This is a genomic window from Variovorax boronicumulans NBRC 103145, from assembly GCF_001591345.1.
Taxonomy (GTDB): Bacteria; Pseudomonadota; Gammaproteobacteria; order Burkholderiales; family Burkholderiaceae_C; genus Variovorax; species Variovorax boronicumulans.
In genome coordinates this window covers 1-12,044 of the sequence record NZ_BCUS01000157.1, presented here as the reverse complement: position 1 = coordinate 12,044, position 12,044 = coordinate 1, and the positions used below count along the sequence as shown (strand labels likewise).

The window sequence follows — 12,044 nt, the reverse complement described above, 5'->3', positions numbered from 1 at the left end:
CGCCGGCGCCGAGCGCGGCGAAGACGGCGGGGGATGCCTGCGCATCGGCGCCGTCGCTGTGGCCCAGGCTGGCGATGGTGCGCACCGCGAAAGGCAAGGCGCCTTGCCGGGCCTGCGCGATGTCGGCGTCGGGCAGCGGCGCCAGGTCCGGCTGCAGCACCAGCAGCGTGAACACCGGGCCGATCCAGTCGGTGAGATGACCTTGCGCGAGCGGCTGCTCGGGCATCGCCTCGCCCGGCAGCGGGCCGGCGGGCAGCGTGTCGCCCGCGCTCGACAGCGCCGAACCGTCGTAGCGCACAGCCTGCGTCTGGCGCGGGTTGATGAGCTGCGCGATGCCGCGATGGACCTCCGACAGCGACAGCGCCGCCTCGCGCAGCAGGTCGAAGCCGCGCGAAGGCGGCGACATGAACTCGGTGCTGCGCATCGCGCTCTCGGCGTTGATGTGGAAGGCCGCGATGCGCTCCTGCGAGTACGAATCCAGCAGCGCCGGGCCCGACAGGCCCTGGGCCACGAAGGCCAGTTTCCAGGCCAGGTTGTCGGCGTCGTCGAAGCCCGAGTTGAGGCCGCGCACGCCGAAGATCGGCATGGCGTGCGCCGCGTTGCCCGCGAACACGACGCGGCCGTGGCGGTAGCGCTCGAGCGTCATCGCGCCGGCGCGGTAGACCGAGGTCCACACCGTCTTCCACGGCAGGTGGCCTTCGCCGATGGCGTCGAGGTGGCGCTGCACGAACTCGGCCACCGCCGCGGGCTGCAGCGCGTCTTCGGTGCTCTGGCCGGCGCGCAGCTGGTAGTCGATGCGCCAGATGTCGTCGGGCTGGCGGTGCATCAACACGGTCGAGCCGGGATTCCACGGCGGATCGAACCAGGCGCGGCGCTCGGTCGGGTGGTCGCTGTGCAGCTCGATGTCGATGATCACGTAGCGGCCTTCGTAGCCTGTGCCTTCCAGCGCCAGCCCGAGCGACTTGCGCACGAAGCTCTGGCCGCCGTCGCAGGCCGCGAGCCACTGGCCGCGCAGGCGGTAGGCGCCCTCGGCGTTGCGCACGTCGAGCGTCACGCCCTCGCCGTCGTCGTCCTGCGCGAGTGCGGTGAGCTCGGTGCCCCAGCGGATGTCGACGAGCCCCGGCGTCGCGGCGTTGCGGCGCTCGATCTCGTCCAGCAGGTACTGCTCGATGTAGTACTGCTCCAGGTTGATCATCGGCGGCAGCTTCTGCTGCGCGGCCTGCGGCATCTCGAAGCGGAACACCTCGGCCGTCTTGTAGAAGCTGCGCCCCACGCTCCACGGCAGGCCCTTGCCCATGAAGGCCGGCAGCGCGCCCAGGCGCTCGACGATCTCCAGGCTGCGGCGCGAGATGCAGGCCGCGCGGCTGCCCACGCAGACCGTGTCGTCGGCTTCGAGCACCACGCAGCGCACGCCGTGGTTGGCGAGCCCCAGCGCCAGCGCCATGCCCACCGGGCCGCCGCCCGCGATCACGACGGGGTGGCGGCCGGGCTCCATGCTGTCGGCGCCGAGCGACGGCAGCCGGGGCGCGAAGCGCGTGTAGTGGAAGGCGCCGACCGAGGGCGGCAGCGCGGTCGCGGAGGACGGCGGCGGCACGGGGCCGGTGGCGGCGTCGGCGGTACGGGTGGTGGTCATGGAACGGGATTGTCCCGATGCACCGCCCGCGCCAATGTCATAACTTCGTAGGAGGTATTTACCCTAGCCTCTCCTCTTTCGAAACCCCATGAAACGCTGGCGCCTCCACCCCGCCGCCGACGCGCAACTGTCGGCGGCCGTCGTCGGCGACGTGCTGGCGGGCATCGGCACGCCGCACCTGGCGGCCAGTTGCCTGGCGGCGATGCACCGCGTGATGCCCGTCACTTTCTGCACCGTGTTCGGCGTCGACGCCACCGGCCGCATCGAGACCGTGTCGGCCGCCAGCAGCTACGGCCACACGGCCGAGCGCACCGCCGAGCGCTACGTGGCGCAGCGCTTCGACCGGCTCGACCCCCACATGGCCTGGCTGGCCGCGCGCAAGCTGCCGAAGCGCGCCCAACTGTGGATGGGCCACCAGCACGGCGACGAGGTGGCCGACCCCGCCTACCGCGCCGCCTGCTACGGCGACGTGGGCATCCGCGAGCGCAGCTCGGTGCTGCTGCTGCGCCCGAGTGGCCAGCGCGTGGCCGTGAGCTTCTACCGCAGCCTGGCGCAGCCCGAGTTCGGCGAGACCGACTTCGGCGTCATCGCCGCCCACGCCACCCTGCTGGCCGACGCCGCCAGCGCCCACAGCCGCAGCGCGGCGGCGGTGCACGAGGCGGCCGCGCCCACCCTCGCCTCGCGGCTTCTGACGCTGAGCCTGCGCGAGCGCGAGGTGATCGGCCACCTGATGGCGGGCCGCACGGCGAAGGAAACAGCGCGCGTGCTCGGCGTGGAGCTCAGCACGGTGCGCACGCATCAGTACCGGGCGTTCCGGCGGTTGGGGATACGTACGCAGAAGGAGTTGCTGCGGGGTGCCGGGGCGGCTTGAATCCGCGAGCTCATCCGACCTTCAATTCCAGCCCGTCCAGCGCGACAAAGAGTTGCTCCACCACATTGGGAGCGAACACCCCTTCCGGGCCTTGCACGTGAATGTCCGTGAACGGAGAGGCGTACAGCCGTTCCGCCGGCATCGCACCATGCTCCGTCAAATGATGGACCAGTTCCTGAATGAATTGGAGTTGGCTGGCAGTCGCTGTGGTGCCGGCGATCAGGTGCGCAAAGGCTTGACCGACAGCATCTCGATCCATGCCGACAAGAGAGCGCACAAACGCGGCCAAGCTCTTGTGCAGATCACGGGCCCGCGCCAGATCCCCATTCGTTCCTCCCGCTTCGTGCAGCATCCGCTCAAGTTCCCCGAGATCGGCCTCGGTCAATGGCTGATTCCGCTTCAGTTTGTGCAAGGCCAAGCGGTCTTCATGCGCACGCAAGAACGCTCTGGCCTTGCTACGGAAACGCTCGAAGTCGACAGCGGCGGCGACCATCGGCAAGTCGACCTCCGTCAATTCGCCCAACTCGTCAGTGAAATCTGTATAGACCACTTTTCGACGCGTTTTCTCCAGCAGCTTGACCAGCGCCCGAAGCTTGCGACGCGCCTTCTCCAGCATGGGAAGCGTGACGTCCTGCCACCACTCTTCTCCCGCGACAGCTTCGATCAGCAGCAGTTGCTCGCGGACCGCTGGAATGCTCGTGAGCTCCAGCAGGCCATCGGCGATCTGGCGCACCTGCTTCTTCAAACGCTCGAAGCTCGGTTCCGCGCGCAAGAAGCTGAGCTCGATGTTCAACATCAACATGTCGAATCGTTTGGCATCTTCGTCGTCATCCCTGACGGCGCTGGGCAACCCCGAAAGATGCTCGGCCACTTCGTCAAGCTGTGCCGCTGTGGGGCGCTTCCAAGCGGCAGCATCGGCCCAGGTCTCAACCCAACGCCGCTTCGGTCGCACGACAAAATTATCCAACTGCATGCCTGCCACGATCTCATGCAACAGAGCGGCGGCATCGTCGCGGATGCCGACCTCCGTCAACACAGGCGACGCCACGGGCTGCTCAGCAACACCGGTACCTGACAGACGCTTGTCCAACTCTCCCAGCAATTCGATACGCGCCTTGAAAAGGCGTTGCCCCAACGGCTCGGCCATCGCACCGTCCGCGCCTTCCAGGTTCTGGCTGAAATACTCCAGGTTCTGGCAGAAATCGAAGATCAGAAAATTCTTCTTGTCTTCGTCGGGGCCAAACAGCCCCTTGCACAACCGGGTGCCGCGGCCCACCATCTGCCAGAACTTGGCCTTCGAACGAACGATCTTGAAGAAAACCAGGTTGACCACTTCCGGCACATCGATGCCCGTATCGAGCATGTCGACGGAGATGGCAATGTGCGGCGCCTTGGCTTTCTGCGAGAAGTCGTCGATCAGCGACTGCGCGTACTCGGTCTTGAACGTGATGATCCGAGCGAAGTGGCCACGGTACTCTGGATAGTTGGCATCGAAGCGCTTGGCGATGAACTCCGCATGCGCCTGATTCTTCGCAAACACGATCGTCTTTCCGAGGCGGTCACCGCCAGCCACCTTGTGCCCGCGCGTCATCAACAATTCCAGGACCTTGTCGACCGTATCCTCGTTGAAGAGCCACTTGTTGACGGCCTCGGCACTGACCTCTTCCGGCGGCTCGCCATCGTCTTCGTCCCACTCCAGGGCGTCCCACTGATCCTTTTCGTCTTCGCTCAGCTCGTCATAGCGAATGCCTTGCCGCTGGAACTTGAGCGGAACCGACACCGCCTTGGGCGGCACGAGGTGTCCCTCGGCAATGGCGTCGTCGAGGTCGTAGGCATCCGTCGGCACGCCATCCTCGAGATCGAACAGGCCGTAGGTGTTGCGATCCACTTCGTCCTTGGGCGTCGCTGTCAACCCGACCAGGAACGCATCGAAGTAGGAAAAGATGGCCCTGTATTTCTGATAGATCGAGCGGTGGGCCTCGTCAACCACGATCAGGTCGAAGTGCCCGACACCGAAGCGGCGTGAACCGACGGTCGCGCTGTTGATCAGGCCCATCATCGTCGGGTAGGTCGAGACATACACACGGCCTTCAGTGGTCTTTTCCGTCACGAGGTTCACGGGTGATGCGTCGGGCAAATGGGTCTTGAAGACGCCCACGGCCTGATTCACCAGCGCCACCCTGTCAGCCAGAAAGAGGACGCGCTTGCACCAGTTGCTTCGCATCAGCAGATCGACCAGTGCAATCACCGTGCGGGTCTTGCCTGCGCCCGTTGCCATCACGACCAGTGCCTTGCGGTGCTGCTCTTTCTCGAAGGTCTCGGCAATTCGGCGAATGGCGCGATGCTGGTAGTGCCGCTCCACGATGACGTTATCGATCACGGCGGTGGCCAGCGGCTTGCGGCTCATGCGGCGCTGAATCATCAGCGCCAACTCATCCTTCTTGTGAAAGCCCTGAACGGCGCGCGGCGGAGACGTTGCGTCGTCCCACATCCAATGTTCGTAGCCATTGGTGCCGTACATCACCGGCCGCTGGCCAAACTGTGTTTCGAGGCAATCGGCATACAGCTTGGCCTGCTGCTCCCCCTCCTTCGCGCTGCGGCGCGTCCGCTTGGCTTCGACGATGGCGAGCGGTTTGCCATCGTCGCCCCACAAGACGTAATCGATGAAGCCGTTACCCTGTTGGTTGGGCATGCCGGTTACTTCGTACTCGCGGTCACGAGCATCCGCGAGTGTCCATCCGGCCTCCTTGAGCAGCAGATCGATGAACAGGTCACGCGTGTCGGCTTCGTTGTAATCGTGGGTGTCGGGCTGGGAGGTGTTGGCGGCCTTCGCGGCAGCGACTTCCGCACGCAGTGCCGCCAGTTCTGCATCCAGCGTGGCACGCCGGGCCTCGGCATCGCGCAACTGTGCGTCGCGCTCGGCCAAGGCACTGGCCTTCTGCTGCAGTTCCGCCTGAATGGCGGATTGTTGCTTTGGAGACAACGCGGCATCGGCGGTCGCTGGTCCGGGCAAGAAATCGGCGCGGAACTGCAATGAAGCTTCTGGCCGCTGTGCCACCTTGCGCGCATAGTTGCGTGCCAGCCAGAAGGTGACATGAAACAGCTCACGCAATGCCGATGTCGCCTCGGGCACCGTCACCGGCCGGGCGCTGTGCACCGCGTTGTTGCCCAGCTTGCGGATCACGTCCATCTTTGCGTGCAGCGCCGGCCCGACCAATTGCTGAAAACTCGGCTCATAGAGAAAAGCAGCGAGGTCGGCCTTGTAGGGCATGCGCAAACTGCCGCCTTGCCCGCTCTCGGCCTTGAAGAGCCAGGTGGTCGCCAGCTCCAACGTTCGGCGAGCGTAGAAGCATGCAGTGCGTGGGTCCGAGAGCGTGGCACGTTCGGCACGCACAGCCTCGGCATGAAGCTCGGGCCACTCTGCTTGAAGGAAGCCGAAGTTGGAACTTGTCGTCATGGCGCTTCCTTGCCCGCGTTGAGCTGTGCCTCAGCCATGGCCAGGCGCTCGAGTACCTGGTCGAAAGTCGGGGGCGTGCTGATGAACATCTGCTGCATTGCCGCGTAATCCTGCGCCAGCGCAGCGCGCCGCGATTCGACCGGCACCAGGCGGAAACTGCCAGGCCGCGCCAAGTCGTAACGGGCCCAGGCGCGAGGAAATACGCGACCCTTCCAATCGACCACATGCGCGCACAGCGCCGCATCGGCCAGGTTGGCCGCTGCGTCTTCACGCTCGAGCAAGCGCGCCATGTCCGAGTAGTGGCGCGCGTAGCGATCCGGCATGGCCTGGTCCGGCGGACGGTGGAACTCCGAGTGAAGGATCGTCGCCTTCTCCCAGAAGGTGCGCTCCAGCACGAGCGTGGTTACCTCGCATTGCCAGTCGTTGAAGAGCGCTGGAAACGCGTCGGCGACCAGTGGGCGGATCGGATAACGCCCGGTTGGCTGCTGGTCGGTCAGCGTGCCGAGTTCGAGTTTGACCTCTCGCTGGATATACGCGAAGCCGGTGCGCTCCTGCGTCGGGTAGCGAAAGTAAATGATGGGTGAACGCGCCGCCGCATCCACTTCATAGCGCAGCCATGCATCGAAATCCTGCGGCGCGCCCAGCGCCTCGCGAATGCGGGCTTCCAGCGCCGGCTGCACAACCTCTTGCACCTTGACACCACAAAGTTGCTGCATTTCCAGCACCGCGGCATCACGGCGTGTGCGACTGCCCAATGCATCGAAGGCGTCCGCATCGGCGCCGACGAAATCAGGCACCAGACACAGATCGATGTCCTCCGAAAAGCGATCGATCACGCCGTAGACCTTCGAGAGCGACGTACCGCCCTTGAATACCAGGTGCGGAGCCACCTCGGGCAATGCGTAGAGCACCCCCAGCAGCCAGCTGACCCAGAAGTCTTTTTCGAGAATGACTGCCGACACGCCCGTACGCACCGCGGCGTCGCCGATGGCCAGCGCTCGATCTTCCGTGGAGAGATTTGCAAACGCTGGGGCAAGGTGACGCGTGGGCATGGCGGTCAGGGCTTCGCGAGTTCGAGGAAATGGGAATGCATCCATTCGGGCGCAAGCGCAAGATCCTTCAACAGACCAGCCCGCTCCACGGCCGGCAGATTCTTGCGCAGGCGCTCGATGCGCTCCGGCGTGATGTGCGCCGCACCCAGACTGCGAAAGGCCTGGATCAGCAGGCCGCTCAACCGCCCGGCCGCCGCCATGTTGCGGGGCGTGGTGCGCTTGAGCGTGATCTGGGTCGGCCCGACCTTGACGGTGCGCGTGGCGCCATCGGTGAGAAACACCACCTTGGCCGGCACCTGCTCCGACAGACCGAGCAGATTGGCCGCATAAGCGCCGGAAGGCTGCAACCGAAGGCCGTCCTTGCGCTCCAGCGCTTTCTCGACCGCTTCAATAGGCGGCCACAGCAAGCCGAGCACCGGGTGCTCGCTCGGCACGTCGTATAGCCCCCGGCCCAGCAAGCGGATCACGCCATCGGCCTTGTGGCGCTTGAGCGCGGTGGCCACTGCGGTTCGGCTGCCCAGATCCACGAAATCCGCCGGCGTGAACACCCAGCCCGGCGCGTGCGATTGGACGCGTGCCAGCACGCGGGAGTCGACGGATTCTGTGTGTTTGCCCATTTTTGCCACGAAAAATAGCAGTTATTCGTGGCAAAAACAAGGCCGCACGGCTCAGGAGACCCTGTGTCTTTCGCGCGCTTCCGCCGGAAGCATGTCGACCAGATATGCCACAGGAATCGGCTTGTTGGGCTGAGTGCGGTCGTAGGCCTCGTCATGCGAAGCGGCCTTGACCTGCTCGAAGCTCATGTCGGCGCAATAGCGGATGGCCCACTCCAGACTCTCGCGTTCGGCCTGGCCCAGCTTGATGAAATCGGCATCGCGCAACGCAACCAGTTTGTCCTGCTGGTCATCCTTTGCGCGACGCAGGCCCGCTCGCAGCGCCTCGTCATCAAAATCGCTGATCAGCCTCTCGCCGTTCAGAACGCGCGTCGCATCGTAGGCAGCCTGCGGCACCGGTCCATGCGGCAAGGCGCTGTGCGTCTCGCCATAGATCAACCGCCCGTGCTGCTCCAAGTGGCGCTTGTCAGCGAAGTAAAGCGCCTTGAGCGACTTGTAGTGATGGTGGCGGCCTGCAGGCATCCGCTTGGCGACGTAAATCAGGGCTTCGAGCCCTACAACTGCGTCCAGCACATGGAGCGCATCTAAGCCTGAAGGGCGGCCGAAACTGGTTAGCGCAAGCTCGCCGCGAAAGGCCCTGTATTGAAGGGAGGCAAATAGCTCGTCGAGGCGAGCCAACGCCGTGCGATGAATCGCTTTCAGTTGTTGGACGGACTGAATGGCTCGGGCGAATACCCGCTGCTCAGAGAGCGGCGGCACATTGATTTGAAATGCCGACACATCTCGTTGGTTGATGCTTGCTTGATTAACGGCCTGTTTAGCCGCCGTACCAATCTGCCGTCGGATATAGCCGCTTTGGAGGAATGCTGTTATGTAAACGGGCAAAGCGATTTTTTGATTCACAGTGAATCGCATCATGTTCGATTCAAACACCACAGGCTCGCTCAATGACGGAATCAGCGCGCTCTTGCCGAGATACTCGATGCTGTTCACTCGGTTAATCACGATGTCGTTTGCATGAAGGCCGAAAGTAGTAATTTCCGCTGCTGTCAATCTCACGCGTTTGAGCTCGATCAGACGCGTGACGACGCCATCATAAAAAGCATCAATCCGCAAGATCGGCGTCCCGCCCCCGTATTCGCTTGCATGCTTATACAAGCCGTTCTGAAATCCTTCGATAGCGAGTTCGGCAAGAGCGAGGCGAGGCCATTGCTTTGGGTTCGCCTCCGGCTCCCCAAACATATCTTCAAACACAGCCTGCTCGAGATTGTCGAGTTGACTGATGACCGCACGGCGTTGGGTGCGAAGAATTTCGGCTTGATCGAGGATAGCGGCAATGCGGCGTTGCTCGGTTAGTGGCGGCAACGGAATTTCGAAAGACGCCAAGGCTTTGGGGCTCAGCCTCGGCAGGTTGGCACCTGATGCGCGAGCATTTGCCAGATCGACAAGTTCCTTTTGCCGAAGGTAGTGCGACAAATAATCTCGACTAAGTTTGGCTCCTGGCAACACGGGAAGAATGTCCGTACTGCAAACACCAGAGAACGTCGGTCGCGCGATCTTAGCCAAATATGGCCGCAACTTTCCGTACAGAAGATGCGAGGATGTAAACCGGAACTTGCTGCTCGCGAGTTCGCCGTGATCAACCTCGCGCACATCAAGAAAATTACCACCAGAGACGATGTTCTCCAAACCAACGTACAACGTGCCGGTTTTGATTTCTGAAGCCTGAATGCTGTCGCGCTCAATATCGGCGACATCAGAAATTGCGACCAAAGGCCATTTACTCACGTCAACAAGTCCTCAAGTGCCTTAGTTCCCGCCGCAATCTCTGCTTCCAGTCGCCTTAATTCAGCAAGAATCTGAGTCGGCTTGCGATGCACAGCCTCTTCATGCACGACTTCCCGGTATCGATTCAGGTTCAAGTCATACTCATTCGCCACGATATCTGCCTTCGGCACGCAGAAACTCTGCGCCGTGCGTGGACGCCGAAGCTCACTCCCCTCCCTCTCGTTCCAACGCATCACCACGTCGGGCAGATTATTCCTAGCGTGCACCTCGTCCGACACGAGGTTCCGCCCGTCGTACACAGGCTTGAGCCCTAGATCGTCCTCGCTCAGCAACGGCTGCCGCTTGTCATCCAAACTCCAGCCATCGGCCTTCATATCGTAGAACCACACGTGGTCGGTGCCGCCGCTCATGGTCTTGGTGAACAGCAGAATGGCCGTGCTCACACCGGCGTAGGGCTTGAACACGCCACCGGGCAGGCTGATGACGGCGTCTAGCTTTTGCTCTTCAACGAGCTTACGGCGCAGTTCCTTGTGCGCCTTGCTGCTGCCAAAGAGCACGCCGTCGGGCACGATGACGGCGGCACGGCCACCGGCTTTGAGCAATCGCAAGAAGAGCGCGAAGAAGAGCAGTTCGGTCTTCTTCGTCTTGACGATCTGCTGCAAGTCCTTGGCGGTGTTCTCGTAGTCAAGGCTGCCTGCGAAGGGCGGGTTGGCAAGGATCAGGCTGTAGGCCCCCGCATCGTCGGCATGACCTTGGGCCAACGAGTCACGGTATTGAATGGACGGGTGCTCGACGCCGTGCAGCAGCATGTTCATGCTGCCGATGCGCAACATGGTGTTGTCGAAGTCGTAGCCGTGGAACATGCCCCGATGAAAGTGCTCGTTCTGCTTTACGTCGTGTAGCGCTTTGGGGTATTGGTCGCGGATGTATTCGCTGGCGGCCACGAGGTAGCCACAGGTGCCCGAGGCGGGGTCGCAAATCGTGTCCTGCGGCGTGGGCGCAGTCAGCGCGACCATCAACTGGATGATGTGGCGCGGCGTTCTGAATTGCCCGTTCTGCCCTGCAGACGCGATCTTGCCGAGCATGTATTCGTAGAGGTCGCCTTTGGTGTCGCGGTCATCCATCGGAATGCCGTCCAGCAGATCGACCACCTTGGCAAGCAGCGCAGGCTTGGGGATGGTGAAGCGGGCATCGCGCATGTGGTGCGCAAAGGCGGAGCTCGCAGCCTCGCCTTTCGAGGCGTGCAGCCCGCGCAAGAAGGGAAACACGTGATCGCTGAGCACCGTGAACATGGCTTCAGGTGCGATGTTCTTGAAGCGCGACCAACGCATGTCGTCGTAGGGCAGGCCCTTGTCGTCTTTTCCCTCGGGATAGATGCGCACCGGCTGGGTCTTCAGCCGCACCGCCTTGTTTTCTTCACGCGTTTGATCACTGTCCAATCCGCGCAAGAAGAGCAGATAGGTAATCTGCTCGATCACCTCGAGCGGGTTGGCGATGCCGCCGGACCAGAACGCGTTCCAGACCTGATCGACCTTGTTTCTCAACTCACCGGTCAGCATGGTTTGTCAATTTCCTGAAGTTTCGGATGATGGATTGACCAGCGACACCGGCGCCTCCACCGGCCGCCCCGCCGTCGACACGATCTCCTGGTCGATCGCGCCGAACAGCGAGCGCCCGTCCAGGCCCTTCATCTCGATGCGGATGGTGTCGCCGAACTTCATGAAGTCGGTGGCGGGCGCGCCGTCCTGGATGGTCTCGATGCAGCGCTTCTCGGCGATGCACGAGTAGCCCTTGGGCCATTCCATGCGGCCGTTCTTCTCGACGCCCTTGTTGCTCACGGTGCCGCTGCCCACGATGCTGCCGGCGCGCACGTTGCGGGTCTTGGCGATGTGGGCGATGAGCTGGCCGAAGTGGAAGGTCATCTCGGGGCCGGCGTCGCACAGGCCGACCTTGCGGCCGTTCCAGCTGCTTTGCAGCGCCAGGTGCACGCGCCCGTCCTGCCAGGCCTCGCCGAGCTCGTCCAGCGTGACGGCCACGGGGCTGAAGGCGGTGGCGGGCTTGCTCTGGAAGAAGCCGAAGCCCTTGGCCAGCTCGGCCGGGATGAGGTTGCGCAGGCTCACGTCGTTGGCCAGCATCACGAGGCGGATGCCGTCCAGCGCCTGCTCGGGCGTGGACCCCATCTTCACGTCGCCGGTGACGACGGCGATCTCGGCCTCGAAGTCGATGCCCATGGCCTCGCTGGGCACGATCACGTCGTCGACCGGGCCCAGGAAGTCGTCGCTGCCGCCCTGGTACATGAGGGGGTCGGTGTAGAAGCTCTCGGGCACCTCGGCGTTGCGCGCCTGGCGCACGAGCTCGACGTGGTTCAGGTAGGCCGAGCCGTCGGCCCACTGGTAGGCGCGCGGCAGCGGCGCCATGCACTGGGCGGGGTCGAAGGGAAAGGCGTGGCGCGCGCGGCCGTGGTTGAGGGCGTCGTACAGGTCCTGCAGCTGCGGGCTCATGAAGCCCCAGTCGTCCAGCACCTGCTGCAGCCGGCTCGCGATGCCGGTGGCGTAGTGGGCGAGCGTGAGGTCGCGCGAGACGACGACCAACTGGCCGTCGCGCGAGCCGTCCTTCAGGGTGGCGAGTT

Annotated in this window: 8 protein-coding genes; 1 reads left to right on the top strand and 7 read right to left on the bottom strand. The window is 63.5% G+C overall.

Translation table 11 applies throughout. The features are described from left to right. Window positions 1-1,633: FAD-dependent monooxygenase (locus VBO01S_RS28465; protein WP_062481739.1), on the bottom strand; the 1,633-nt coding region annotated here is incomplete at its 3' end. A gap of 88 nt (window positions 1,634-1,721) precedes the next feature. On the opposite strand from VBO01S_RS28465, the gene VBO01S_RS28460 reads away from it, so the two are divergent. After that, on the top strand, window positions 1,722-2,504 hold the full coding sequence (locus VBO01S_RS28460; protein WP_062481736.1) for a helix-turn-helix transcriptional regulator: 783 nt from the start codon (window positions 1,722-1,724) through the stop codon (window positions 2,502-2,504). Between the two features lie 10 nt (window positions 2,505-2,514). Here VBO01S_RS28460 and VBO01S_RS28455 read toward each other — a convergent pair whose 3' ends face one another. The 6 genes from VBO01S_RS28455 to VBO01S_RS28425 all read right to left on the bottom strand — a co-directional run. Further along, window positions 2,515-5,961: a DEAD/DEAH box helicase family protein gene (locus VBO01S_RS28455; RefSeq protein ID WP_062481733.1), complete on the bottom strand. Its 3,447-nt coding sequence runs from the start codon at window positions 5,959-5,961 to the stop codon at window positions 2,515-2,517. Continuing rightward, on the bottom strand, window positions 5,958-7,013 hold the full coding sequence (locus VBO01S_RS28450) for a nucleotidyl transferase AbiEii/AbiGii toxin family protein (RefSeq protein WP_062481730.1): 1,056 nt from the start codon (window positions 7,011-7,013) through the stop codon (window positions 5,958-5,960). Before VBO01S_RS28450 ends, VBO01S_RS28455 begins: the two co-directional genes overlap by 4 nt. 5 nt (window positions 7,014-7,018) lie before the next feature. After that, the gene (locus VBO01S_RS28445) at window positions 7,019-7,630 is read right to left on the bottom strand and encodes a DUF6088 family protein (protein WP_062481728.1); all 612 of its coding nucleotides are present in this window, start codon (window positions 7,628-7,630) and stop codon (window positions 7,019-7,021) included. A gap of 51 nt (window positions 7,631-7,681) precedes the next feature. After that, window positions 7,682-9,415, bottom strand: a complete 1,734-nt coding sequence (locus VBO01S_RS32090; RefSeq protein WP_082818333.1) for a restriction endonuclease subunit S — start codon at window positions 9,413-9,415, stop codon at window positions 7,682-7,684. After that, window positions 9,412-10,974, bottom strand: a complete 1,563-nt coding sequence (locus VBO01S_RS28430; RefSeq protein WP_062481721.1) for a type I restriction-modification system subunit M — start codon at window positions 10,972-10,974, stop codon at window positions 9,412-9,414. Before VBO01S_RS28430 ends, VBO01S_RS32090 begins: the two co-directional genes overlap by 4 nt. Window positions 10,975-10,980: 6 nt before the next feature. Continuing rightward, a partial coding sequence (locus VBO01S_RS28425) for a fumarylacetoacetate hydrolase family protein (protein WP_157627482.1) occupies window positions 10,981-12,044 on the bottom strand: 1,064 nt, incomplete at its 5' end.